The sequence below is a fragment of the Candidatus Enterococcus huntleyi genome (assembly GCF_009933175.1).
Lineage (GTDB): Bacteria > Bacillota > Bacilli > Lactobacillales > Enterococcaceae > Enterococcus_K > Enterococcus_K huntleyi.
Genome location: NZ_MAEJ01000008.1, coordinates 147,079 through 170,622, shown reverse-complemented (window position 1 = coordinate 170,622; position 23,544 = coordinate 147,079). Strand labels below are relative to the sequence as shown.

Sequence of the window (23,544 nt, the reverse complement as noted above, 5' to 3'; positions counted from 1 at the left end):
GGCGAATTATCAAAGCATTTGGCTTGAATTTATTTTTTATTCGTTGTATCCTGCTGACAATTTTCTAAAGTCAGTCGCAATTCGCAATTAACTCTGTCTTCAGCTTTCTATAGTATTTAGCTAGAAACTCAAAATCGGCGACTTGTGGCTAGCCGTGGCGGTTTTAGGCATTTTAAGAGAACAGCTTGATACATTGGCTAGGGCCAGGTACGGAAGAAAAATGTCCCATTTCCTCTATATCGGCCTACGCATACCATTCTGCTACTCTGAAACTAGGCAAGTAGAACTGGCAATCCCTTGCCTAGTGGATTCTTCCTTAAAATCGGTCATTCCAATACTGATTTTCACCTCGAAAAATGTCGTCTAGCCACAAGTGAGTGAACAAAGGTGTTTTATGACACTTGAAAAGGATCTCTATGCAACTGAAAAAAGATTTCTACTCACCCAATAGAATGAAAACCTACTATAGAATATCCTTCAAAAGGTGTTGACTTTTCAGCTGAAAGAGTGTAATATATGAAGTTGCAAAAACTATCTGACACGATAATCAAAGCAGGAACGAAATATTGTCCGTTCCGGTTTAAATAGGGAAACAAAAGTAGAAGCTCAAGAAAATACTTTTCAAGAGAACGTTCTATTTTTGGTTTTTTTTTGCCTAAAAGCCGCAAAAAATGCTTATTGTTACTCAATTTTAATATTTGTAATTAATTTGTAACAAAAAGACTCGGATAGCATTTTGAAGACTTATTAGAGGAGTGAAGAACTTGGCTGGACACGTAGTAAAATACGGAAAACACCGTGAGCGTAGAAGCTTCGCGCGAATCAGTGAAGTGTTGGAATTACCAAACCTGATTGAAATTCAAACAGACTCTTATCAATGGTTCCTTGATGAAGGACTTAGAGAAATGTTTGAAGACATTTTACCCATTGATGATTTTAACGGAAACTTATCATTAGAATTTGTTGATTATGAATTAAAAGAACCTAAGTACACAGTTGAAGAAGCTCGTGCACATGATGCGAACTATTCAGCACCTTTACACGTGACGTTACGTTTAACGAATCGTGAAACAGGCGAGATCAAGTCTCAAGAAGTTTTCTTCGGCGATTTCCCACTAATGACTGAGATGGGCACCTTTATCATCAACGGAGCAGAACGTGTTATCGTTTCTCAGTTGGTTCGTTCTCCAGGTGTTTATTTCCATGGAAAAGTTGATAAAAACGGTAAAGAAGGCTTTGGTTCGACTGTCATCCCTAACCGTGGTGCATGGTTAGAAATGGAAACAGATGCTAAAGATATCTCTTATGTCCGCATTGACCGTACGCGTAAAATTCCTTTAACTGTATTAGTTCGGGCGCTAGGATTTGGCTCAGATGATACAATTTTTGAAATCTTTGGTGAGAGCGAAAGCTTACGTAACACCATCGAAAAAGATTTACACAAAAATGCCAGTGATTCACGTACTGAAGAAGGTTTGAAAGATGTATACGAACGTCTACGTCCAGGCGAACCTAAAACAGCAGACAGCTCTCGTAGCTTGCTGAATGCGCGTTTCTTCGATCCAAAACGTTATGACCTTGCAAATGTTGGTCGTTACAAAGTTAATAAAAAATTAGACTTAAAAACACGTCTTTTAAACTTAACTTTAGCTGAAACTTTAGTTGATCCAGAAACAGGCGAAATTCTTGTCGAAAAAGGCACAGTTTTAACGCATCAAGTGATGGCAACTTTAGGCGAGCATATCGATAATGGCTTAAACTCAGTAACTTACTATCCTTCAGAGGATGGGGTTGTGACTGAGCCGATGACTGTTCAAGTAGTCAAAGTCTTTTCACCAAAAGATCCTGAACGTGAAGTCAATGTTATCGGTAATGGCTATCCTGAATCAGCGATTCGCACAGTTCGTCCGGCTGACGTTGTAGCTTCTATGAGTTATTTCTTAAACTTAATGGAAGGTATCGGCAATGTGGATGATATCGATCACTTAGGTAATCGTCGTATCCGTTCAGTTGGTGAGCTTTTACAAAATCAATTCCGTATCGGTTTAGCTCGTATGGAACGTGTGGTTCGTGAAAGAATGTCAATTCAAGATACAGAAACATTGACACCACAACAATTGATTAATATTCGTCCAGTTGTCGCAAGTATCAAAGAATTCTTTGGTTCTTCTCAGTTGTCACAGTTCATGGATCAAACGAACCCATTGGGTGAGTTGACGCATAAACGTCGTCTATCAGCCTTAGGGCCTGGTGGTTTGACACGTGACCGTGCTGGTTATGAAGTTCGAGATGTACATTACTCGCATTATGGTCGTATGTGTCCGATTGAAACGCCTGAAGGCCCGAATATCGGATTGATCAATAGTTTGTCTAGCTATGCCAAAGTGAACAAATTTGGCTTTATCGAAACGCCGTATCGTCGTGTTGACCGTGAAACAGGTCGCGTAACAGATACCATCGATTATTTAACAGCTGACATCGAAGATCACTATATCGTAGCGCAAGCGAACTCATTATTAAATGAAGACGGTAGCTTTGCTGAAGAAGTTGTTATGGCTCGTTCGCAAAGTGAAAACTTAGAAATCTCAATCGATAAAGTCGATTATATGGACGTTTCTCCAAAACAAGTAGTAGCAGTCGCGACCGCTTGTATCCCGTTCTTAGAAAACGATGACTCCAACCGTGCCTTGATGGGTGCCAACATGCAGCGTCAGGCAGTACCGTTGATTCAACCACGTTCTCCTTGGGTAGGTACTGGTATGGAATACAAATCAGCCCATGACTCAGGAGCTGCATTATTATGTAAGCATGATGGGGTTGTTGAATTTGTTGATGCATCTGAAGTCCGCGTTCGTCGTGACAATGGTGCCCTAGACAAATATTCAGTAACTAAATTCCGTCGTTCAAACTCAGGAACAAGTTATAACCAACGTCCAATCGTTCACTTAGGTGAAAAAGTTGAAGTAGGCGATACTTTAGCAGATGGTCCTTCAATGGAAGAAGGCGAAATGGCTTTAGGCCAAAACGTCTTGGTCGGTTTCATGACTTGGGAAGGGTATAACTATGAAGATGCGATTATCATGAGCCGTCGTCTTGTGAAAGATGATGTCTATACTTCTATTCATATTGAAGAATACGAATCAGAAGCTCGTGATACAAAATTAGGCCCTGAAGAAATTACTCGTGAAATTCCAAACGTCGGTGAAGATGCCTTGAAAGACTTAGATGAAATGGGGATTATCCGCATTGGTGCTGAAGTCAAAGATGGCGATCTATTAGTCGGTAAAGTGACGCCTAAAGGTGTGACTGAACTTTCTGCTGAAGAACGTTTATTACATGCAATCTTCGGTGAAAAAGCGCGTGAAGTACGTGATACATCTCTACGTGTTCCTCACGGTGGTGGCGGAATCGTGCACGATGTCAAAATCTTTACTCGTGAAGCTGGCGATGAATTATCACCAGGTGTGAATATGTTAGTGCGTGTCTATATCGTGCAAAAACGTAAAATTCACGAAGGCGATAAAATGGCCGGACGTCACGGAAACAAAGGGGTTGTCTCTCGGATTATGCCGGAAGAGGACATGCCTTTCTTACCAGACGGTACACCAATCGATATCATGTTGAATCCTCTAGGGGTACCATCACGTATGAATATCGGACAAGTACTAGAATTACACTTAGGGATGGCTGCTCGTCAGTTAGGCATCCACGTTGCGACACCAGTTTTCGATGGCGCGACCGATGAAGATGTCTGGGAAACTGTTCGTGAAGCTGGTATGGCTAGAGATGCGAAAACAGTCCTTTATGATGGCCGTACAGGGGAACCATTTGATGGTCGTATCTCTGTAGGTGTTATGTATATGATCAAATTAGCCCACATGGTTGATGATAAATTACATGCTCGTTCAATTGGACCTTACTCATTAGTAACGCAACAACCATTGGGTGGTAAAGCTCAATTTGGTGGACAACGTTTTGGGGAAATGGAAGTATGGGCACTGGAAGCTTATGGTGCTGCGTATACTTTACAAGAAATCTTAACGTACAAATCAGATGACGTAGTCGGTCGTGTGAAAACATACGAAGCAATCGTCAAAGGCGAACCAATTCCAAAACCTGGCGTACCGGAATCATTCCGCGTATTAGTCAAAGAATTACAATCACTTGGATTAGACATGCGTGTCCTAGATATCGAAGAAAAAGAAATTGAACTTCGTGACATGGATGACGATGATGATGATTTGATTACTGTTGACGCATTAACTAAATTTGCGGAACAACAAAATGCCAAAGAATTAGAGAAACAAGCTGCTGCTAAACTTCAAGAAGAACAAGAAACGGCTGTTCAAAAATTTGAAACGGCAGAGGACACATTAGACTAAATCAGTCTTATATCTGTATCTTTATCTGACAAGGCGGCAGAGCCGTCTTGCAGATTGCCACGAAATTGAAATGGAGGGAACCCCGTTTGATCGATGTAAATAAATTCGAGAGTATGCAAATAGGTTTGGCTTCTCCCGAAAAAATCAGAAGCTGGTCTTATGGTGAAGTAAAAAAACCTGAGACGATTAATTATCGTACCTTAAAACCTGAACGCGAAGGGTTGTTCTGTGAACGTATTTTTGGTCCTACAAAAGACTGGGAATGTGCCTGCGGAAAATATAAACGGATTCGTTATAAAGGAATCGTTTGTGACCGTTGTGGGGTTGAAGTCACACGTTCAAAAGTTCGTCGTGAACGGATGGGCCACATTGAATTAGCAGCACCAGTTTCTCATATCTGGTATTTTAAAGGAATTCCTTCTCGGATGGGTCTTGTCTTAGACATGAGTCCTCGTGCCTTAGAAGAAATCATTTATTTTGCTTCCTATGTAGTTATTGAACCAGGTGATACTAGTTTAGAGAAAAAACAATTATTAACTGAACGTGAATACCGTGATAAACGTGACCAATATGGGCAAGAATTTCATGCTGCAATGGGAGCTGAAGCCATCAAACAATTGCTAGACAATGTTGATTTAGACGGCGAAGTAATCACTCTTAAAGAAGAATTGAAATCTGCGCAAGGTCAAAAACGGACACGTGCAATTCGTCGTTTAGACATTTTAGAAGCTTTCCGTGCTTCTGGTAATGAACCAAGCTGGATGGTGATGGACGTTATTCCCGTTATCCCGCCAGATTTACGTCCAATGGTTCAATTAGAAGGTGGTCGTTTTGCGACAAGTGATTTAAATGACTTGTATCGTCGAGTGATTAACCGTAACAACCGTTTGAAACGTCTATTAGACTTGAATGCACCAAACATCATTGTTCAAAATGAAAAACGGATGCTTCAAGAAGCCGTTGATGCCTTGATTGATAATGGTCGTCGTGGCCGTCCAGTAACTGGACCAGGTAACCGTCCATTGAAATCTCTTTCTCATATGCTTAAAGGGAAACAAGGTCGTTTCCGTCAAAACTTACTAGGTAAACGTGTCGATTATTCTGGTCGTTCGGTTATCGTTGTAGGACCTAACTTACAAATGTATCAATGTGGATTGCCAAAAGAAATGGCAATTGAATTATTCAAACCATTTGTGATGCGTGAACTTGTTCAACGTGAACTAGCTTCAAATATCAAAAACGCTAAACGTAAGATTGAGCGTCAAGAAGATGAAGTTTGGGATGTCTTAGAAGACGTTATCCGTGAACATCCAGTGCTATTGAACCGGGCACCTACATTGCATAGATTAGGGATCCAAGCCTTTGAACCAGTCTTAGTTGAAGGTCGTGCGATTCGTTTGCATCCACTTGTGTGTGAAGCCTACAATGCCGATTTCGATGGAGACCAAATGGCTGTCCATGTTCCTTTAAATGAAGAAGCCCAAGCAGAAGCACGTATGCTAATGTTAGCGGCACAAAACATCTTGAATCCAAAAGATGGTAAGCCAGTTGTTACCCCTTCTCAGGATATGGTCTTGGGGAACTACTACTTAACGATGGAAGAAGATGGTCGTGAAGGCGAAGGCATGATCTTCCGGGATATGAACGAAGCGGTTATCGCTTGGCGTAATGGCTATGTCCATTTACATTCACGTATCGGAGTAGCGCCAAATGCTTTAGGCGACAAACCATTCACTGAATGGCAAAAAGAACGCATGATGATTACCACAGTTGGTAAGATTATCTTTAATGAAATCATGCCACCAGAATTCCCTTATCTGAATGAACCAACGGATTATAACTTAACCGTTCAAACACCAGATAAATACTTTGTTGAAGCAGGAGCAGATATTCCTAGCATCATCAAAGAACGTGAATTAGTCTTACCATTTAAGAAGAAAAACTTAGGAAATATCATTGCGGAAGTCTTCAAGCGTTTCAAAATTACTGAAACCTCTAAGATGCTTGACCGTATGAAGGATCTTGGGTATAAACATTCAACAATGGCTGGGATTACTGTTGGGATTGCCGATATCATGGTTCTTCATGAAAAACAAGAAATCATTGATGCAGCCCACAAACAAGTTGATACAATTACGAAGCAATTCCGTCGTGGATTGATTACCGATGATGAACGTTATGAACGTGTAATCGCCGTCTGGAATGCTGCCAAAGATGATATTCAACAACGCTTAATGGAAAGTTTGGATGCGAAAAATCCAATCTTCATGATGTCTGATTCAGGAGCCCGTGGTAACATCTCCAACTTTACTCAGCTTGCTGGGATGCGTGGACTGATGGCCGCTCCGAATGGTCAAATCATGGAATTGCCGATCATCTCTAACTTCCGTGAAGGTTTATCTGTCTTAGAAATGTTTATCTCGACTCACGGGGCTCGTAAAGGGATGACCGATACCGCCTTGAAGACAGCCGATTCAGGTTACTTGACTCGTCGTTTAGTTGACGTAGCACAAGATGTTATCATTCGTGAAGACGATTGTGGCACGGACCGTGGTTTAGAAATTAAAGCCATCCGTGAAGGTAACGAAATCATCGAATCATTAGAAGAACGTTTGATTGGCCGTTATACACGTAAAACAGTCCGTCGTCCAGAAACTAATGAAGTGATTATCGAAGCTGATCAATTAATCTCAGAAGATATCGCTCGTCAAATCGTTGATGCAGGTGTTGAGACTGTGACTATCCGTTCAGTCTTCACATGTAATACGAAACACGGCGTATGTAAACATTGTTATGGTCGTAACTTGGCGACTGGTTCTGACGTTGAGGTTGGGGAAGCAGTTGGTACAATTGCCGCTCAATCAATCGGTGAACCCGGAACTCAGTTAACCATGCGTACCTTCCATACCGGGGGGGTTGCCGGTGATGATATCACTCAAGGGCTTCCTCGTGTCCAAGAAATTTTTGAAGCACGTAATCCGAAAGGGCAAGCAGTTATCACAGAAGTAACCGGTGAAGTCATCGATATTTCTGAAGAATCTGCAACACGTGTGAAAGAAGTTACGATTAAAGGGAAAACAGATACACGTACGTATACTGTTCCTTATACAGCGCGTATGAAAGTAGCTGAAGGTGATTACATCCATCGTGGTGCACCATTAACAGAAGGATCAATCGAACCAAAACAATTGTTGCAAGTTCGTGATGTCTTATCTGTTGAAAACTACTTACTCCGTGAAGTACAACGTGTTTACCGTATGCAAGGGGTAGAAATTGGCGATAAACATATCGAAGTAATGGTTCGTCAAATGTTACGCAAAGTCCGCGTGATGGATCCAGGTGATACAGATATCTTACCAGGTACATTACTAGATATTGCTGAATTTAAAGACCGTAACTACGATACATTAGTTGCTGGTGGTGTCCCTGCGACATCTCGCCCAGTCTTACTTGGTATCACTAAAGCATCATTAGAAACAAACAGCTTCTTGTCAGCTGCTTCATTCCAGGAAACAACACGTGTCTTAACAGATGCTGCGATTCGTGGGAAGAAAGATCCACTTCTAGGCTTGAAGGAAAATGTTATCATCGGGAAAATTATTCCGGCTGGTACGGGTATGGCTCGTTACCGTAACATGGAACCAAAAGAAGCAAGTGTGGCAAGTGAAAATGTCTACAGCATTTCTGACATCGAAGCACAAATGGCTGCAGAAGATGCGCTAAAAAATCAATAGACTAAAATAAAACACTTGAGTGAAACGGATTGATGCCGTTCGCTCAAGTGTTTTTTTGCGGTTGTTTGATTTTTAGAAGGAGCCTAAGTAAAGGTACCTGTTTCAATGATTTCCCATTTCTTGTTCTTTGAGTAGTGTAAAAGCATGTTGTAGTCTGTATTTTCTTCCTCAGGATTTCGTGAGCCTGATTCTTTGGCTGTTGTAAAATCGACAGAGATGACTAAGTATTCTTCTAGTAATGCTGGATATTCTTTATCATTCATTGAGGCATAGACGGCTAGTTCTTTTTCTGAATAGGCTTCAGAGAAAGAGATTTTTTTGACTTTAGTCACGGTCGTATCTTCTGCAAAGTAAGTCTTTACTTCCTCTAACGCAGCATTGACCTCTTTTTCACTAAAATGAGCAGATGGCTCCGTTTGGGTATCTAACTCACTCATTTTATTTGAGCAGCCTGCAACTATAAGGACAGTTAAAACGGTCATTGTTAAACCGATTATTTTTTTTAGCATAATTTCACTCCTTGTTTTTCGATTGGTCTATCTTATGTATAGAAAAGCATAGTTTTTTGTTAACCAAACCCGTGATTGCCTACCTGCTACTAGTAAAAATAAACTTCTCTTTCTTCTTCAGATCAACTATAATTCCTCCTCCCGTTTTTATTACTACTGTATTTTTATTATATAAGTTGGCTATCCGGAAGTCTTAGTTAGATAAAGAATATTATGGAAATTTAAAAATTAAAGAGGGATAAAGAGGGAATGGAGCCGCCTGTTTGGTCTCAGTCAGAGGCAGCCGACTATTGAAAATGGAACGGTAATGAAGCATTGTTAAGCGTTTAAGAAATAGTAGGGGAGTGCTCTTGGCTTCAGGTGAATAGAGTTGAATAAAGGCACGAGTCTTCATGGATTTTATCTATGAAGGCTCGTATTTTTACAAAAAAATGATCAGTTCCTTCTATATAAATAGTAAAAACAGCAGAAGTGAATAAAACTTATTTATTGAATGGAGACATTTAGGTAAGAAAAATAAAATAAATCAAAAATAAGTGGTAAGTAAAATTAGAAAAGAAAGAAAAAGCAGTCATGAAAATAAATTTATTTTTTCAAGAAAAAGGCTTGCTATCTAGGTTTTTCTGTAATATAATCATAAAGGTGCTGTTTGTGTGAGCGAACAGACACTGGTGGGGCTCGAAAGAAAACTGCCGGCTAAGAAACGAGAGGTTGCGACACGCCCGGACGCTTTGCCACGAACGAGCGTGACGGAAAATTTTCGTGGAGCTATGTCTACTTTTCAAAATAGGCGAAGGAGGGAATAAGATGGCAAAACAAAAAATTCGTATCCGTTTAAAAGCGTATGAACACCGTATTTTAGACCAATCAGCGGATAAAATTGTAGAAACTGCAAAAAGAACTGGAGCTAGTGTATCTGGTCCAATTCCATTACCAACAGAACGTAGTCTTTACACTGTTATTCGTGCGACTCATAAATACAAAGATTCACGCGAACAATTCGAAATGCGTACACACAAACGTCTGATTGACATTGTGAACCCAACACCAAAAACAGTTGATGCTTTAATGAAGCTTGACTTACCATCTGGTGTGAACATTGAAATTAAACTATAATCAAAAAAATTAAGTTGGAGGTGTACTCATGACCAAAGGAATCTTAGGGAAAAAAGTGGGAATGACACAAATCTTCACTGAATCTGGCGAACTAATCCCAGTTACAGTTGTTGAAGCTACGCCAAACGTAGTTCTACAAGTGAAAACAATGGAAACTGATGGCTACGAAGCTATTCAAGTTGGTTACCAAGACAAACGTGAAGTTTTATCAAACAAACCTGCGAAAGGTCATGTTTCAAAAGCAAACACGGCTCCTAAGCGCTTCATTAGAGAATTCAAAAATGTTGAGCTAGGAGAATACGAAGTAGGAAAAGAAATCGCTGTTGATGTTTTCCAAGCAGGTGACATTATTGATGTTACAGGTACTACAAAAGGTAAAGGATTCCAAGGGGTTATCAAACGTCACGGCCAAAGCCGCGGACCAATGTCTCATGGTTCTCGTTACCATCGTCGTCCTGGGTCAATGGGTCCAGTTGCACCTAACCGTGTATTTAAAAATAAAAAACTTGCTGGCCGTATGGGTGGCAATCGCGTAACAATCCAAAACTTGGAAATCGTTCGCGTAGACGCTGAAAGAAACGTTATCCTTATTAAAGGAAATGTTCCTGGATCGAAAAAATCATTAATTACTATTAAATCAGCTGTGAAAGCTAAATAATTAGTACAGGAAAGGAGGAACTAAGGAATGCCGAATATCGCATTATTTAAACAAGATGGAACCCAAAACGGTGAAATCACTTTAAACGAAGAAATCTTCGGAATCGAACCTAATGAAAATGTTGTCTTTGATGCAATCATCATGCAACGTGCTTCATTAAGACAAGGAACGCACAAAGTTAAAAACCGTAGTGCAGTCCGTGGCGGTGGTCGTAAACCATGGCGCCAAAAAGGAACTGGTCGTGCTCGTCAAGGATCAATCCGCTCACCACAATGGCGTGGAGGTGGAGTTGTCTTTGGACCAACACCACGTTCTTACAGCTACAAGCTTCCTAAAAAAGTTCGTCGTTTAGCAATGAAATCTGTTTTATCAGAAAAAGTTGCTTCAAATAAATTGGTTGCTGTTGATGCATTAAGCTTCGAAGCACCAAAAACGAAAGAATTTAAAGAAGTTCTTGCTAAATTATCTATTGACTCTAAGGTGTTAGTAGTAATTGAAACAGAAAATGATTTTGCAGCTTTATCTGCACGTAATCTTGAGAAAGTTTCAGTTGTTACTGCTGACAATGTAAGTGTTCTAGACGTTGTATCTAATGACAAAGTGTTAGCAACACAAACTGCTCTTACTCAGATTGAGGAGGTGCTTGCATAATGAACTTACTAGACGTAATTAAACGCCCTGTGATCACTGAAAAATCTATGCTTGCTATGGATGAAAAGAAATTCACTTTCGAAGTGGACACTCGCGCAAACAAAACTTTAGTAAAACAAGCTGTTGAAGCGGCTTTTGATGTGAAAGTTAAAAACGTGAACATCATTAACGTGCGTCCTAAATTTAAACGCATGGGCAAATATGCAGGATATACAAAAAAACGTCGCAAAGCAGTTGTGACATTAACAGAAGATTCTAAAGCAATCGAAATTTTCGATGCTGAATAAGCATTTTTAAAAGAAACAATAAAGTAGGAGGGAATAAGACGTGGCGATTAAAAAGTACAAACCTACCACAAATGGCCGTCGTAACATGACTGGTTCTGATTTTGCTGAAATCACAACTTCAACACCAGAAAAAACTTTGTTACAGCCGATGAAAAATCATGCCGGTCGTAACAACAACGGTCGCATCACTGTTCGTCATCAAGGTGGCGGTCACAAGCGCCAATACCGTGTCATTGACTTTAAACGTAATAAAGACAATGTACCAGCATTGGTTAAAACTATCGAATACGATCCAAACCGTTCAGCTAACATTGCGTTAGTTCATTACGAGGATGGAATTAAAGCATATATCATTGCACCTAAAGGATTAGAAGTGGGCATGCGCCTTGTTTCTGGACCAGATGCAGATATTAAAATTGGGAATGCCTTACCATTGGAAAATATTCCAGTTGGTACTGTTGTTCACAACATTGAAATGAAACCTGGTAAAGGTGGACAATTAATCCGTTCAGCTGGAACAAGTGCTCAAGTACTTGGTAAAGAAGGCAAATACGTATTAATCCGCTTAAACTCTGGCGAAGTACGCATGATCTTGGCAACTTGCCGTGCAACAATTGGTTCTGTTGGTAACGAACAACATGAATTAATTAACATTGGTAAAGCCGGTCGTTCTCGTTGGATGCGTAAACGTCCAACTGTACGTGGTAGCGTAATGAACCCTAACGATCACCCACACGGTGGTGGTGAAGGTAAAGCGCCAATCGGACGCCCATCACCAGTATCACCTTGGGGTCAACCAGCTATTGGCTTCAAAACTCGTAACAAAAAAGCTAAATCAGACAAACTTATCGTTCGTCGTAGAACTAAATAATTTGATTAACAGAGTGTTACACAATTTGAGAGGAGGTTCACCATGGGTCGTAGTTTAAAGAAAGGACCTTTCGCTGATGAGCATTTAATGAAAAAAGTTGAAGCTCAACAAGGTGCCGAAAAGAAAAAAGTTATTAAAACTTGGTCTCGTCGTTCTACAGTTTTCCCTAGTTTTGTTGGATTTACAATCGCAGTTTACGATGGACGTAAACATGTACCAGTATACATTCAAGAAGACATGGTAGGACACAAATTAGGTGAATTTGCACCAACTAGAACTTATCGTGGCCATGCTGCAGACGATAAGAAAACTAGACGCTAATTTTTGAGGGGAGGATAAATACAAATGGCAGAACAAATTACATCAGCTAAAGCAACTGCAAAAACAGTTCGCACTTCACCTCGTAAAGCCCGTTTAGTAATCGATCTTATCAGAGGTAAAAGCATTGCAGATGCAATTTCAATTTTGAAATTCACACCAAACAAATCTGCTGGAATCATCGAAAAAGTGTTGATGTCAGCAGTTGCTAATGCAGAAAATAACTTTGACTTAGATGTTGAAAACTTGGTAGTATCTGAAGCCTTTGTTAACGAAGGACCAACTATGAAACGGTTCCGTCCACGTGCTAAAGGATCAGCTTCACCAATCAACAAACGTACAAGTCATATTACAGTAGTCGTATCAGAAAAATAAGGAGGGACATTCAGTGGGGCAAAAAGTACATCCAATTGGAATGCGTGTAGGAATCATCCGCGATTGGGATGCAAAATGGTATGCTGAAAAAGAGTATGCTGAATTTTTACACGAAGATTTAAGAATCCGTAAATTTATCTCGACTAGGCTTGCTGATGCTGCTGTGTCTACAATTGAAATCGAACGCGCTGCAAATCGTGTGAATATTTCAATCCACACAGCTAAACCAGGTATGGTAATTGGTAAAGGCGGATCTGAAGTCGAAAACCTAAGAAAAGAATTAAACAAATTAACTGGTAAAAGAATTCACATCAACATTGTTGAAATCAAAAAACCAGATTTAGATGCAAAATTAGTGGGCGAAGGAATTGCACGTCAATTAGAAAACCGTGTTGCTTTCCGTCGTGCACAAAAACAAGCCATCCAACGCACAATGCGTTCTGGCGCTAAAGGAATCAAAACTCAAGTATCAGGCCGTTTAAACGGAGCGGATATTGCGCGTTCAGAAGGGTATTCTGAAGGAACAGTTCCATTGCACACTTTGCGTGCTGATATTGATTACGCTTGGGAAGAAGCAGATACAACATACGGAAAACTAGGAGTTAAAGTGTGGATTTATCGTGGAGAAATTCTTCCAACTAAAAAGAACACTGAGAAAGGAGGGAAATAAACATGTTAGTACCTAAACGTGTAAAACACCGTCGTGAATTCCGCGGAAAAATGCGTGGTGAAGCGAAAGGCGGAAAAGAAATCGCTTTTGGTGAATTCGGCTTACAAGCTGTTGAATCACATTGGATTACAAACCGTCAGATCGAAGCTTCTCGTATTGCTATGACTCGTTACATGAAACGTGGCGGGAAAGTATGGATTAAAATTTTCCCTCATAAATCATATACATCTAAAGCGATCGGCGTTCGTATGGGTAAAGGGAAAGGCGCTCCTGAAGGATGGGTTGCACCAGTAAAACGTGGAAAAATCATGTTTGAAATTGCAGGCGTACCTGAAGAAGTAGCTCGCGAAGCATTACGTCTCGCTTCTCACAAATTACCTATCAAAACGAAAATCGTAAAACGTGAGGAAATGGGTGGTGAATCGAATGAAGGTTAAAGAAATCAGAGAATTAACCACTGCCGAAATGCTAGACCAAGAGAAACAATTAAAAGAAGAATTGTTTAATCTAAGATTCCAACTAGCTACAGGTCAATTAGAAAACACTGCACGTATTAAACAAGTACGTCAATCGATTGCACGCATCAAAACAGTATTGCGTGAACAAGCTAACTAATAGTGGAAGGAGGCCATTCATCGTATGACTGAAGAAAGAAATCAACGTAAAGTTTACCAAGGTCGAGTTATTTCTGACAAAATGGATAAAACCATCACTGTTTCAATCGAAACTAAGAAGAATCACCCAATCTACGGTAAACGTATGAAATATTCTAAGAAATACAAAGCTCATGACGAAAACAACACAGCAAAAGTTGGCGATATCGTGAGAATTATGGAAACTCGTCCATTATCAGCTACAAAACGTTTCCGTTTACTAGAAGTAGTGGAAGAAGCAGTTATTATCTAATAAAACGAGATTTTCCTATATAGATTGAGACTTCAAAATCTGAAAGGAGGATACACATCGTGATCCAACAAGAAAGCCGTTTAAGAGTCGCTGATAATTCTGGCGCGCGCGAAATTTTAACGATCAAAGTCCTTGGTGGTTCTGGTCGTAAAACTGCTAATATTGGTGACGTGATTGTTGCTACTGTCAAACAAGCAACGCCAGGTGGGGTTGTTAAAAAAGGTGAAGTAGTAAAAGCCGTTATCGTTCGTACTAAATCAGGCGCTCGTCGTACTGATGGTTCTTACATTAAATTTGATGAAAATGCTGCTGTAATTATCCGTGATGATAAAAGCCCTCGTGGAACACGTATCTTTGGCCCAGTTGCACGTGAATTACGTGAAAACAACTTCATGAAGATCGTTTCTCTAGCACCAGAGGTTTTATAATCGTGAGTCACTTATCAAAGGAGGTGCGCAACAATAATGTTTGTTAAAAAAGGCGATAAAGTTAAAGTAATTACTGGTAAAGACAAGAATAAAGAAGGCGAAGTATTAGCTGTCTTCCCTAAACAAAATAAAGTCACAGTACAAGGTGTTAACATTGCTAAAAAACACCAAAAACCTTCACAATCAGCTCCTCAAGGAGGAATTGTTGAGTTTGAAGCTCCACTTGATGCTTCGAACGTAATGGTGATTGATCCATCAACAGGTGAAGCAACTCGTATCGGATACAAAGTCGTTGACGGTGTGAAAGTTCGAGTTTCTAAGAAATCTGGAGCCGTTATTACAGCTCCTACAAAAAAAGAAGATAAATAATTATTTGAGGAAGGAGGGGCTTATTGAATGAACCGCCTGAAAGAAAAATATCTTAAAGAAGTAACTCCATCATTGATGGAAAAATTCAACTACAGTTCTATTATGCAAACTCCTAAAGTTGATAAAATTGTCATCAACATGGGTGTTGGTGATGCGGTATCAAACGCAAAAAACTTAGACAAAGCTGTTGAGGAATTAGCAATTATCACTGGTCAAAAACCAATGATTACAAAAGCTAAGAAATCAATCGCTGGCTTCCGTTTACGTGAAGGAATGCCAATTGGTGCGAAAGTAACTCTACGCGGCGAAAGAATGTACGAATTTTTAGATAAATTAGTATCAGTATCTTTACCACGTGTGCGTGACTTCCACGGAGTAAGTAAAAAAGCCTTTGATGGTCGTGGTAACTATACTTTAGGGATTAAAGAACAATTGATCTTCCCTGAAGTTGATTACGATTTAGTAGATAAAGTACGCGGTATGGACATCGTTATTGTTACAACTGCTAACACAGATGAAGAATCTCGTGAGTTGTTAGGACAATTAGGTATGCCATTCCAAAAATAAAAAAAGGAGGCGAACTACGTGGCTAAAAAATCAATGATTGCTAAAAACAAACGCCCTGCGAAACATTCAACACAAGCTTACACTCGTTGCGAACGTTGCGGACGTCCACATTCAGTTTATCGTAAATTTCATCTCTGCCGTATTTGCTTCCGCGAACTTGCCTATAAAGGACAAATTCCCGGCGTGAAGAAAGCTAGCTGGTAAACAAGTAAACTTGCATAAAGGAGGTAAACAGTTCAATGGTCATGACAGATCCAATTGCAGATTTTTTAACTCGCATTCGTAATGCTAACATGGTTAAACATGAAGTATTAGAAGTGCCTGCATCAAAAATCAAACGTGATATCGCTGAAATCTTGAAACGTGAAGGTTTTATCCGCGATGTAGAATATATCGAAGATGACAAACAAGGTGTGATCCGTGTTTTCTTAAAATATGGAAAAAACAACGAGCGTGTTATCACGAACTTAAAACGTATCTCTAAACCAGGCTTACGTGCTTACGTAAAAGCTGACGAAGTACCAAAAGTACTTAATGGTTTAGGTATTGCAATCATCTCAACTTCTGAAGGTGTTATCACTGATAAAGAAGCGAGAGCTAAAAACACTGGTGGCGAAGTAGTCGCTTACGTTTGGTAATCTAAAAGAATACACAAGGAGGTGTCTCTAAGTGAGCCGTATTGGTAATAAAATTATTGTCATCCCTGCTGGCGTGACAATTACTCAAGATGGAAACGATGTTACAGTTAAAGGACCTAAAGGCGAATTATCACGTACTTTCTCTTCTGATATTAAAATCAATATCGAAGGAAATGAAGTGACATTCACTCGTCCAAACGACAGTAAAGAAATGAAAACAATTCACGGAACAACTCGTGCAAACTTCAACAACATGGTTGTTGGTGTTAGCGAAGGTTTCGAAAAAGCTTTAGAATTAATTGGGGTTGGGTACCGTGCACAATTACAAGGAACAAAACTTGTATTGAGCGTTGGTTATTCTCATCCAGTTGAAATCGTGCCACCTGCTGGAGTGACAATTGAAGTTCCTTCAAACACTCAAGTAATCGTTAAAGGCGCAAACAAAGAACATGTTGGCGAATTAGCTGCGAATATTCGTATCGTTCGTCCACCAGAACCTTATAAAGGTAAAGGTATCCGTTATGTTGGCGAATACGTACGTCGTAAAGAAGGTAAAACTGGTAAATAATAGTAATTCATATGAATTGCTATTCGCAGCCTAAGGGCTAGCAAAAATAAAGAGGTGACAATTGTGATTACAAAACCAGATAAAAATAAAACACGTCAAAAGAGACATCGTCGTGTGCGTAACAAAATCTCTGGTACTGCTGAGTGCCCACGCTTAAACATTTTCCGTTCAAACAAAAACATCTACGCTCAAGTTATTGATGACGTAGCGGGTGTGACGCTAGCAAGTGCCTCTGCCTTAGATAAAGAAGTATCAGGCGAATCAAAAACAGAAGTCGCTACAGCAGTTGGGAAACTAGTTGCTGAACGTGCCGCTGAAAAAGGCATCAAAAAAGTAGTCTTTGACCGTGGTGGATACCTTTACCATGGCCGCGTTGCAGCTTTAGCTGAAGCAGCTCGTGAAAATGGACTTGAATTTTAGGAGAAGGAGGAACACCATTCATGGTTTATATTGATCCAAAACATTTGGAATTAGAAGACCGCGTTGTTGCAATCAACCGTGTAACAAAAGTTGTTAAAGGTGGACGTCGTCTACGTTTTGCTGCTTTAGTTGTTGTGGGAGATAAAAACGGACATGTTGGTTTCGGAACTGGTAAAGCTCAAGAAGTACCTGAAGCTATCCGTAAAGCGATTGAAGACGCGAAGAAAAACTTGGTAGAAGTACCAATGGTTGGTTCTACAATCCCTCACGAAGTAATCGGTGTATTCGGTGGCGGACGCATCCTTATGAAACCTGCTGTTGAAGGTTCTGGAGTTGCTGCTGGTGGACCAGTTCGTGCCGTATTGGAATTAGCTGGAGTTGCGGATATCACATCTAAATCTCTAGGTTCAAACACACCAATTAACGTTGTGCGTGCGACTGTAGAAGGTTTAACTCAATTGAAACGTGTTGAAGAAGTTGCAGAACTTCGCGGCAAATCAGTTGAAGAAATTATCGGTTAAGGAGGACAAAAATAATGGCTGAATTAAAAGTAACTTTAAAACGCAGTGTTATCGGACGTCCTCAAAACCAACGCGATACTGTTAAAGCGTTAGGTTTGAACAAAGTAAATAGTACAGTTATTAAACCTGCTAATGATGCAATCAAAGGCATGGTTAACACTGTTTCTCATTTAGTGGACGTTGAAGAAGTCTAAAAAAGATGTATTTAGATTGTTTAAGGAGGTGCCAAACCTATGAAACTTCATGAATTAAAACCTGCTGAAGGGTCTCGCAAAGTACGCAATCGTGTAGGTCGCGGAACATCTTCTGGTAATGGGAAAACTGCCGGACGTGGTCAAAAAGGACAAAAAGCTCGTTCAGGTGGTGGCGTACGTTTAGGATTTGAAGGGGGACAAACTCCTTTATTCCGTCGTTTGCCAAAACGTGGATTTACTAACGTAAACCGCAAAGACTATGCTGTTATCAACTTAGACGTGTTAAACCGTTTTGAAGATGGTGCAGAAGTAAGCCCAGTTGCTTTGATCGAAGCTGGAATCGTTAAAAATGAAAAAGCTGGAATTAAAGTGCTTGCTAACGGCGAATTGACTACTAAGAAATTAACTGTTAAAGCCGCTAAATTCTCTAAAGCAGCGCAAGAAGCTATTGAAGCTGCCGGTGGTTCAATCGAGGTGATTTAATGTTTAAGCTATTAAAAGATTCTTTTAAAGTAAAAGACATTAGGTCAAAAATTCTTTTTACCGTATTTGTTCTGTTTGCTTTCCGCTTAGGTGCACATGTAACTGTGCCCGGTGTGGATGCAAACAGCTTGAAAAGCTTAAGCGACTTGCCTTTCTTTAACATGATGAATTTGGTGAGTGGGAGTGCTATGCAGAACTTCTCGATCTTCTCGATGGGGGTTTCACCATACATTACCGCGTCAATCGTGATTCAATTGTTACAGATGGACATCGTTCCTAAATTTGTGGAATGGTCGAAACAAGGGGAAGTTGGTCGTAAAAAATTAAATCAAGCAACTCGTTACTTAACACTAGTCTTGGCGTTTGTTCAGTCTATTGGGGTAACAGCTGGATTTAATACTTACGCACAATTAGGCTTCGTCAAAACACCTAACATTCAAACTTATGTAAGCATCGGGTTAATCTTGACTGCTGGAACTATGTTTGTGACTTGGTTAGGTGAACAAATTACTGAAAAAGGAATTGGTAATGGAGTATCAATGATTATCTTTGCCGGGATCATTTCTCGTTTACCTGATGGAATCAAAGAAGTTTATGAAGATTACTTTGTAAATATTGACTCATCAGAAATCTGGAAATCAGCGATCTTTGTTGCTATTTTAGTCATTGCCATTCTGATTATTGTAACGCTTGTGACGTATGTCCAACAAGCAGAACGTAAAATTCCTATTCAATACACAAAACGCGTTGCTGGAGCACCAACTAGTAGTTATTTACCGTTAAAAGTTAATGCTGCTGGAGTTATTCCAGTAATTTTTGCCAGCTCATTTATCGCAACTCCTAACGCAGTGCTACAGGCACTTAGTGGGAAGTTTGAAGGAGCGGCTTGGTATGATGTAGTGACACAAATATTTAGTTATAACACATTGCCTGGTGCAACGATTTATACTATTTTAATTGTCGCGTTTACGTTCTTTTATGCTTTTGTACAGGTTAACCCAGAGAAGCTTTCTGAGAACTTACAGAAGCAAGGAAGTTATATTCCAAGTGTTCGTCCAGGTAAAGGGACTGAAGAGTATGTCTCTAGTCTATTGATGCGTTTAAGTACAGTTGGTGCTGTATTCTTAGGCCTCGTTGCTTTAGTTCCAATCGCTGCTCAGATGATTTGGGATTTACCGCAATCGATTGGTTTAGGTGGGACTAGCTTACTGATTGTCATCGGTGTTGCACTAGAAACTGCAAAACAGTTAGATGGCTTAATGTTAAAACGTAAGTATGTTGGATTTATTGATTAAGTAAGAAAGTGTGTTGAGGATTTTCCTCAGCACCGTTCTCACAATTCATTAGGAGGGTACAGCAATGAACCTCATTTTAATGGGGCTACCTGGTGCAGGAAAAGGAACGCAAGCAGAGAAAATTATCGATGCTTACGGCATTCCTCATATTTCTACGGGCGACATGTTCCGTGCAGCTATGAAGAATGAAACAGCTCTTGGCCTGGAAGCAAAATCATATATAGACAAAGGGGCTTTAGTTCCCGATGAAGTAACAAATGGAATCGTGAAAGAGCGTTTAGCTGAACCGGATACAGAGAAAGGCTTCTTATTAGATGGCTTCCCTCGTACCTTGGAACAAGCTGAAGCACTGGCTGCGATGCTATCAGACTTGAACAAAAAAATTGATGCAGTCATCGACATCCACGTAGCTGAAGAAGTATTGATCGAGCGTTTAGCCGGTCGATTCATCTGCCGCAGCTGTGGCGCAACATACCACAAAATTTTCAACCCGACAACGGTTGAAGGTACATGTGATCGTTGTGGAGGACATGAGTTCTATCAAAGAGAAGATGATAAACCAGAGACGGTTAAAAATCGTTTAGCTATCAATATCAAAAATAGCGAACCTATCCTAGCTTATTACAAAGAGCAAGGATTGCTACAAAGTATTGATGGTGATCGTGAGATTGATGATGTATTCGTTGATGTGAAAAAAATCATTGAAGGATAGTTAATTATCAATTGCCCATAGCCGACTTGCATAATGCAGTTTTTCTTGCCAAGTTTAACAAAATATGATAAAATATGTCAGTCCGACTTCTAGAGTGGTCATCATTCTAGTGGATCATTTTGAGAATTTCGAGGTGGGAACTGCAGTTTCCGCCATTTTATCGTGTGAAAATGCGAAACAAGTACAAGGAGGTACTGTGCGTGGCAAAAGAAGATATGATTGAAGTCGAAGGTACAGTCGTCGAAACTTTGCCGAATGCAATGTTTAAAGTTGAATTAGAGAACGGACACCAAGTTCTTGCTACTGTTTCTGGAAAAATCCGAATGCATTATATTCGTATCTTACCAGGTGACAAAGTAACGGTTGAATTATCACCGTATGATCTTAACCGTGGCCGGATCACTTATCGCTTTAAATAATTGTACTCCGTAAAACCACAGGAGGTATTATCATGAAAGTAAGACCATCAGTAAAACCAATGTGTGAGCATTGTAAAGTAATTCGTCGTAATGGACGCGTTATGGTGATTTGTCCAGCAAATCCAAAACATAAACAACGTCAAGGATAATTGGAGGTGTAACAGATATGGCTCGTATTGCAGGAGTAGATATTCCTCGTGATAAACGTGTAGTGATTTCCCTTACTTATATTTATGGTATTGGTAACACTACTGCAAAGAAAGTTCTAAAAAATGCCGGAGTTTCAGAAGAAGTTCGCGTTCGTGATTTAACGAATGAACAAACTGATGCTATCCGTGCTGAAATTGACAGCTTGAAAGTTGAAGGGGATCTTCGTCGTGAAGTGAACTTAAACATCAAACGTCTTATGGAAATCGGTTCTTACCGTGGCATTCGTCATCGTCGTGGGTTACCAGTTCGTGGACAAAACACGAAAAATAATGCACGCACTCGTAAAGGTCCAGCTCGTACTGTAGCAGGCAAGAAAAAATAAATCTTAAGTGAAGGAGGTAAAAACTTCATGGTAGCAAAAAAAGTGAATCGTAAACGCCGTGTAAAAAAGAATATAGAAGTTGGGATTGCACATATCCATTCTACATTTAACAACACAATCATCATGATCACTGATACTCACGGAAATGCTTTAGCGTGGTCATCAGCTGGTTCATTAGGATTTAAAGGAAGCAAGAAATCAACTCCTTTTGCCGCTCAAATGGCAGCAGAAACTGCTACTAAGGCAGCAATGGAACACGGATTAAAAACTGTTGAAGTAACAGTTAAGGGACCTGGTTCTGGACGTGAAGCAGCAATTCGTTCATTACAAGCAACAGGTTTAGAAGTGACTGCAATTCGTGACGTGACTCCAGTTCCTCATAATGGTGCCCGCCCTCCAAAACGCCGTCGTGTTTAATGAGTGCAGCTCATTTTGAGTTTGAATTAAAAAACGTCATTGAACAAGACACTTTTCGTTTTGAAAGGGGTAAAGATAAGAATGATTGAATTCGAAAAACCAAGAATCGCAAAAATTGATGAAGAGAAAGATTATGGCAAGTTCATCGTTGAACCTCTTGAAAGAGGGTATGGGACTACTTTAGGTAATTCCCTACGTCGTATTTTATTATCTTCTTTGCCAGGTGCTGCCATCACTAATATTCAAATCGATGGTGTGCTACATGAATTCTCTACCATCAAAGGTGTGAGAGAAGACGTCACACAAATCATCTTGAACATTAAAGGCCTAGCGCTTAAAATGTATGGTCAAGAAGAAAAAACCCTTGAAATCGATATTACTGGACCCGCTACAGTTACTGCCGGCGATATTATCGTTGATAGTGATGTAGAAATCCTCAATAAAGATTTATATATCTGTAGTGTTTCTGAAGGAGCTACTTTCCATGCTCGCTTAACAGTGAGACCTGGTCGTGGTTACGTTCAAGCAGATGAAAACAAAAAAGAAGATATGCCTATCGGTGTTCTTCCAGTTGATTCTATCTACACACCAGTACGTCGTGTGAACTACCAAGTAGAAAATACACGTGTCGGTCGTCGTGATGATTTCGACAAATTAACGATGGAAATATGGACTGATGGCTCAATTGAACCATTAGAAGCAATGAGTTTAGCTGCAAAAATCATGACTGAACATTTAGACATCTTTGTTAACCTAACTGATGAAGCACGTAATGCTGAAATCATGGTTGAAAAAGAAGAAACACAAAAAGAAAAAATGTTAGAAATGACAATTGAAGAATTAGACTTATCTGTTCGTTCATACAACTGTCTAAAACGTGCAGGAATCAATACTGTACAAGAACTTACAAATAAATCTGAACCTGAAATGATCAAAGTACGTAACTTAGGCCGTAAATCACTTGAAGAAGTGAAGGCTAAATTACATGATCTAGGTCTTGGATTACGTAAAGAAGATTAAAACCTTTTACGAAGGAGGGAAACCAACGTGAGTTATCGTAAACTAGGACGCACATCTAGCCAACGTAAAGCGATGTTGCGTGATTTAACAACTGATTTATTAATTAACGAACGTATCGTAACGACTGAAGCTCGTGCTAAAGAAGTTCGCTCTACTGCCGAAAAAATGATTACATTAGGTAAGCGTGGAGATCTTCATGCACGTCGTCAAGCAGCTGCTTTCGTTCGTAACGAAGTTGCAAGTGTACGCGAAGAAAACGAAGAAATCGTGATTGAATCAGCTTTACAAAAGCTATTCAATGATATCGCACCTCGCTATGCAGAACGCCAAGGTGGCTATACTCGTATCTTGAAAACAGAACCAAGACGCGGAGACGGCGCACCAATGGTAATCTTAGAACTTGTCTAAAATCACACTAATCCATCACTTTATAGATGATTCTTTTAGAGTGTTATGATGTTGGAGTTATTACTCCGAGTCTAGC

General features: G+C 39.9%; 32 protein-coding genes. 31 read left to right on the top strand and 1 reads right to left on the bottom strand.

Annotated features, from left to right (window positions below; all coding sequences use genetic code 11):
• Positions 1-764: 764 nt before the first annotated feature.
• Together rpoB and rpoC are read left to right on the top strand one after the other, a co-directional pair.
• Positions 765-4,382, top strand: a complete 3,618-nt coding sequence (rpoB, locus tag BAU15_RS06185; protein WP_161841862.1) for a DNA-directed RNA polymerase subunit beta — start codon at positions 765-767, stop codon at positions 4,380-4,382.
• Between the two features lie 86 nt (positions 4,383-4,468).
• Positions 4,469-8,116 (top strand): DNA-directed RNA polymerase subunit beta', encoded by a 3,648-nt coding sequence (gene rpoC, locus BAU15_RS06180; protein ID WP_161841861.1) that lies wholly within the window; start codon positions 4,469-4,471, stop codon positions 8,114-8,116.
• An 83-nt stretch (positions 8,117-8,199) separates the two neighbouring features.
• On the opposite strand, the gene BAU15_RS06175 is transcribed toward rpoC, so the two are convergent.
• Positions 8,200-8,625 (bottom strand): hypothetical protein, encoded by a 426-nt coding sequence (locus BAU15_RS06175; protein ID WP_161841860.1) that lies wholly within the window; start codon positions 8,623-8,625, stop codon positions 8,200-8,202.
• A gap of 807 nt (positions 8,626-9,432) precedes the next feature.
• Here BAU15_RS06175 and rpsJ point away from each other — a divergent pair.
• From rpsJ to rplQ, 29 genes are all read left to right on the top strand, one after another.
• Positions 9,433-9,741, top strand: coding sequence for a 30S ribosomal protein S10 (gene rpsJ, locus BAU15_RS06170; RefSeq protein WP_005880808.1), 309 nt, complete (start codon positions 9,433-9,435; stop codon positions 9,739-9,741).
• Between the two features lie 28 nt (positions 9,742-9,769).
• On the top strand, positions 9,770-10,399 hold the full coding sequence (rplC, locus tag BAU15_RS06165; protein ID WP_161841859.1) for a 50S ribosomal protein L3: 630 nt from the start codon (positions 9,770-9,772) through the stop codon (positions 10,397-10,399).
• A 27-nt stretch (positions 10,400-10,426) separates the two neighbouring features.
• Positions 10,427-11,050: a 50S ribosomal protein L4 gene (gene rplD / locus BAU15_RS06160; protein WP_161841858.1), complete on the top strand. Its 624-nt coding sequence runs from the start codon at positions 10,427-10,429 to the stop codon at positions 11,048-11,050.
• The gene (locus BAU15_RS06155) at positions 11,050-11,337 is read left to right on the top strand and encodes a 50S ribosomal protein L23 (RefSeq protein ID WP_161841857.1); all 288 of its coding nucleotides are present in this window, start codon (positions 11,050-11,052) and stop codon (positions 11,335-11,337) included. The genes rplD and BAU15_RS06155 overlap by 1 nt, the downstream gene beginning before the upstream one ends.
• A gap of 40 nt (positions 11,338-11,377) precedes the next feature.
• Positions 11,378-12,208: a 50S ribosomal protein L2 gene (gene rplB, locus BAU15_RS06150; RefSeq protein ID WP_161841856.1), complete on the top strand. Its 831-nt coding sequence runs from the start codon at positions 11,378-11,380 to the stop codon at positions 12,206-12,208.
• Between the two features lie 42 nt (positions 12,209-12,250).
• Positions 12,251-12,529, top strand: coding sequence for a 30S ribosomal protein S19 (gene rpsS, locus BAU15_RS06145; RefSeq protein WP_161841855.1), 279 nt, complete (start codon positions 12,251-12,253; stop codon positions 12,527-12,529).
• Between the two features lie 24 nt (positions 12,530-12,553).
• The gene (gene rplV / locus BAU15_RS06140; protein ID WP_010767945.1) at positions 12,554-12,901 is read left to right on the top strand and encodes a 50S ribosomal protein L22; all 348 of its coding nucleotides are present in this window, start codon (positions 12,554-12,556) and stop codon (positions 12,899-12,901) included.
• A gap of 13 nt (positions 12,902-12,914) precedes the next feature.
• Positions 12,915-13,571, top strand: a complete 657-nt coding sequence (gene rpsC / locus BAU15_RS06135; RefSeq protein WP_010767946.1) for a 30S ribosomal protein S3 — start codon at positions 12,915-12,917, stop codon at positions 13,569-13,571.
• Between the two features lie 2 nt (positions 13,572-13,573).
• Positions 13,574-14,008, top strand: coding sequence for a 50S ribosomal protein L16 (gene rplP, locus BAU15_RS06130; RefSeq protein WP_161841854.1), 435 nt, complete (start codon positions 13,574-13,576; stop codon positions 14,006-14,008).
• Positions 13,998-14,186: a 50S ribosomal protein L29 gene (rpmC, locus tag BAU15_RS06125; RefSeq protein ID WP_010767948.1), complete on the top strand. Its 189-nt coding sequence runs from the start codon at positions 13,998-14,000 to the stop codon at positions 14,184-14,186. Before rplP ends, rpmC begins: the two co-directional genes overlap by 11 nt.
• Positions 14,187-14,210: 24 nt before the next feature.
• On the top strand, positions 14,211-14,477 hold the full coding sequence (gene rpsQ / locus BAU15_RS06120) for a 30S ribosomal protein S17 (RefSeq protein ID WP_161841853.1): 267 nt from the start codon (positions 14,211-14,213) through the stop codon (positions 14,475-14,477).
• 59 nt (positions 14,478-14,536) lie between these two features.
• A complete protein-coding gene (rplN, locus tag BAU15_RS06115) occupies positions 14,537-14,905 on the top strand; it encodes a 50S ribosomal protein L14 (RefSeq protein WP_069697070.1) in 369 nt (122 codons plus the stop codon).
• Positions 14,906-14,941: 36 nt separating this feature from the next.
• A complete protein-coding gene (gene rplX, locus BAU15_RS06110) occupies positions 14,942-15,274 on the top strand; it encodes a 50S ribosomal protein L24 (RefSeq protein WP_161841852.1) in 333 nt (110 codons plus the stop codon).
• 27 nt (positions 15,275-15,301) lie between these two features.
• Positions 15,302-15,841: a 50S ribosomal protein L5 gene (gene rplE / locus BAU15_RS06105; RefSeq protein ID WP_161841851.1), complete on the top strand. Its 540-nt coding sequence runs from the start codon at positions 15,302-15,304 to the stop codon at positions 15,839-15,841.
• Between the two features lie 18 nt (positions 15,842-15,859).
• On the top strand, positions 15,860-16,045 hold the full coding sequence (locus BAU15_RS06100; protein WP_002356214.1) for a type Z 30S ribosomal protein S14: 186 nt from the start codon (positions 15,860-15,862) through the stop codon (positions 16,043-16,045).
• A 35-nt stretch (positions 16,046-16,080) separates the two neighbouring features.
• On the top strand, positions 16,081-16,479 hold the full coding sequence (gene rpsH, locus BAU15_RS06095) for a 30S ribosomal protein S8 (protein WP_161841850.1): 399 nt from the start codon (positions 16,081-16,083) through the stop codon (positions 16,477-16,479).
• Between the two features lie 31 nt (positions 16,480-16,510).
• Positions 16,511-17,047 (top strand): 50S ribosomal protein L6, encoded by a 537-nt coding sequence (gene rplF, locus BAU15_RS06090; protein WP_161841849.1) that lies wholly within the window; start codon positions 16,511-16,513, stop codon positions 17,045-17,047.
• Between the two features lie 63 nt (positions 17,048-17,110).
• Complete coding sequence (gene rplR / locus BAU15_RS06085; protein WP_161841848.1) at positions 17,111-17,467, top strand: 50S ribosomal protein L18; 357 nt, start codon at positions 17,111-17,113, stop codon at positions 17,465-17,467.
• Between the two features lie 20 nt (positions 17,468-17,487).
• Complete coding sequence (rpsE, locus tag BAU15_RS06080) at positions 17,488-17,988, top strand: 30S ribosomal protein S5 (protein WP_161841847.1); 501 nt, start codon at positions 17,488-17,490, stop codon at positions 17,986-17,988.
• Between the two features lie 14 nt (positions 17,989-18,002).
• Positions 18,003-18,182, top strand: coding sequence for a 50S ribosomal protein L30 (gene rpmD, locus BAU15_RS06075; protein WP_161841846.1), 180 nt, complete (start codon positions 18,003-18,005; stop codon positions 18,180-18,182).
• 39 nt (positions 18,183-18,221) lie between these two features.
• On the top strand, positions 18,222-18,665 hold the full coding sequence (gene rplO / locus BAU15_RS06070; RefSeq protein ID WP_161841845.1) for a 50S ribosomal protein L15: 444 nt from the start codon (positions 18,222-18,224) through the stop codon (positions 18,663-18,665).
• Positions 18,665-19,960, top strand: coding sequence for a preprotein translocase subunit SecY (secY, locus tag BAU15_RS06065; RefSeq protein ID WP_161841844.1), 1,296 nt, complete (start codon positions 18,665-18,667; stop codon positions 19,958-19,960). The genes rplO and secY overlap by 1 nt, the downstream gene beginning before the upstream one ends.
• A gap of 64 nt (positions 19,961-20,024) precedes the next feature.
• Positions 20,025-20,672 (top strand): adenylate kinase, encoded by a 648-nt coding sequence (locus tag BAU15_RS06060; RefSeq protein WP_161841843.1) that lies wholly within the window; start codon positions 20,025-20,027, stop codon positions 20,670-20,672.
• A 200-nt stretch (positions 20,673-20,872) separates the two neighbouring features.
• Entirely contained in the window at positions 20,873-21,091 is a 219-nt protein-coding gene (gene infA, locus BAU15_RS06055) for a translation initiation factor IF-1 (protein WP_002288695.1), read from the top strand.
• A gap of 32 nt (positions 21,092-21,123) precedes the next feature.
• Positions 21,124-21,240 carry a 50S ribosomal protein L36 gene (gene rpmJ, locus BAU15_RS06050; protein WP_010742772.1) on the top strand — a complete coding sequence of 39 codons (117 nt, stop codon included), beginning with the start codon at positions 21,124-21,126 and terminating at the stop codon, positions 21,238-21,240.
• Positions 21,241-21,257: 17 nt separating this feature from the next.
• Positions 21,258-21,623, top strand: coding sequence for a 30S ribosomal protein S13 (gene rpsM, locus BAU15_RS06045; RefSeq protein WP_161841842.1), 366 nt, complete (start codon positions 21,258-21,260; stop codon positions 21,621-21,623).
• A 27-nt stretch (positions 21,624-21,650) separates the two neighbouring features.
• Positions 21,651-22,040, top strand: coding sequence for a 30S ribosomal protein S11 (gene rpsK, locus BAU15_RS06040; RefSeq protein WP_161841841.1), 390 nt, complete (start codon positions 21,651-21,653; stop codon positions 22,038-22,040).
• 81 nt (positions 22,041-22,121) lie between these two features.
• Positions 22,122-23,060 (top strand): DNA-directed RNA polymerase subunit alpha, encoded by a 939-nt coding sequence (locus BAU15_RS06035; RefSeq protein WP_010767963.1) that lies wholly within the window; start codon positions 22,122-22,124, stop codon positions 23,058-23,060.
• Positions 23,061-23,087: 27 nt separating this feature from the next.
• Positions 23,088-23,468 (top strand): 50S ribosomal protein L17, encoded by a 381-nt coding sequence (rplQ, locus tag BAU15_RS06030; protein WP_161841840.1) that lies wholly within the window; start codon positions 23,088-23,090, stop codon positions 23,466-23,468.
• The last annotated feature ends 76 nt before the right edge of the window (positions 23,469-23,544 follow it).

What these genes read in the sequence shown, in the direction of transcription:
- rpsS (WP_161841855.1), top strand. Translation starts at nt 12,251, where the DNA reads ATGGGTCGTAGTTTAAAGAAAGGACCTTTCGCTGATGAGCATTTAATG.
- rpmJ (WP_010742772.1), top strand. Translation starts at nt 21,124, where the DNA reads ATGAAAGTAAGACCATCAGTAAAACCAATGTGTGAGCATTGTAAAGTA.
- rplD (WP_161841858.1), top strand. Translation starts at nt 10,427, where the DNA reads ATGCCGAATATCGCATTATTTAAACAAGATGGAACCCAAAACGGTGAA.
- BAU15_RS06060 (WP_161841843.1), top strand. Translation starts at nt 20,025, where the DNA reads ATGAACCTCATTTTAATGGGGCTACCTGGTGCAGGAAAAGGAACGCAA.
- rpsE (WP_161841847.1), top strand. Translation starts at nt 17,488, where the DNA reads ATGGTTTATATTGATCCAAAACATTTGGAATTAGAAGACCGCGTTGTT.
- BAU15_RS06175 (WP_161841860.1), bottom strand. Translation starts at nt 8,625, where the DNA reads ATGCTAAAAAAAATAATCGGTTTAACAATGACCGTTTTAACTGTCCTT.
- rplP (WP_161841854.1), top strand. Translation starts at nt 13,574, where the DNA reads ATGTTAGTACCTAAACGTGTAAAACACCGTCGTGAATTCCGCGGAAAA.
- rplE (WP_161841851.1), top strand. Translation starts at nt 15,302, where the DNA reads ATGAACCGCCTGAAAGAAAAATATCTTAAAGAAGTAACTCCATCATTG.
- BAU15_RS06035 (WP_010767963.1), top strand. Translation starts at nt 22,122, where the DNA reads ATGATTGAATTCGAAAAACCAAGAATCGCAAAAATTGATGAAGAGAAA.
- rplX (WP_161841852.1), top strand. Translation starts at nt 14,942, where the DNA reads ATGTTTGTTAAAAAAGGCGATAAAGTTAAAGTAATTACTGGTAAAGAC.
- rpsH (WP_161841850.1), top strand. Translation starts at nt 16,081, where the DNA reads ATGGTCATGACAGATCCAATTGCAGATTTTTTAACTCGCATTCGTAAT.
- rplO (WP_161841845.1), top strand. Translation starts at nt 18,222, where the DNA reads ATGAAACTTCATGAATTAAAACCTGCTGAAGGGTCTCGCAAAGTACGC.
- rpsK (WP_161841841.1), top strand. Translation starts at nt 21,651, where the DNA reads ATGGTAGCAAAAAAAGTGAATCGTAAACGCCGTGTAAAAAAGAATATA.
- rpmD (WP_161841846.1), top strand. Translation starts at nt 18,003, where the DNA reads ATGGCTGAATTAAAAGTAACTTTAAAACGCAGTGTTATCGGACGTCCT.
- rpsJ (WP_005880808.1), top strand. Translation starts at nt 9,433, where the DNA reads ATGGCAAAACAAAAAATTCGTATCCGTTTAAAAGCGTATGAACACCGT.
- BAU15_RS06155 (WP_161841857.1), top strand. Translation starts at nt 11,050, where the DNA reads ATGAACTTACTAGACGTAATTAAACGCCCTGTGATCACTGAAAAATCT.
- rpsM (WP_161841842.1), top strand. Translation starts at nt 21,258, where the DNA reads ATGGCTCGTATTGCAGGAGTAGATATTCCTCGTGATAAACGTGTAGTG.
- secY (WP_161841844.1), top strand. Translation starts at nt 18,665, where the DNA reads ATGTTTAAGCTATTAAAAGATTCTTTTAAAGTAAAAGACATTAGGTCA.
- rplC (WP_161841859.1), top strand. Translation starts at nt 9,770, where the DNA reads ATGACCAAAGGAATCTTAGGGAAAAAAGTGGGAATGACACAAATCTTC.
- rpmC (WP_010767948.1), top strand. Translation starts at nt 13,998, where the DNA reads ATGAAGGTTAAAGAAATCAGAGAATTAACCACTGCCGAAATGCTAGAC.
- rpsQ (WP_161841853.1), top strand. Translation starts at nt 14,211, where the DNA reads ATGACTGAAGAAAGAAATCAACGTAAAGTTTACCAAGGTCGAGTTATT.
- rplV (WP_010767945.1), top strand. Translation starts at nt 12,554, where the DNA reads ATGGCAGAACAAATTACATCAGCTAAAGCAACTGCAAAAACAGTTCGC.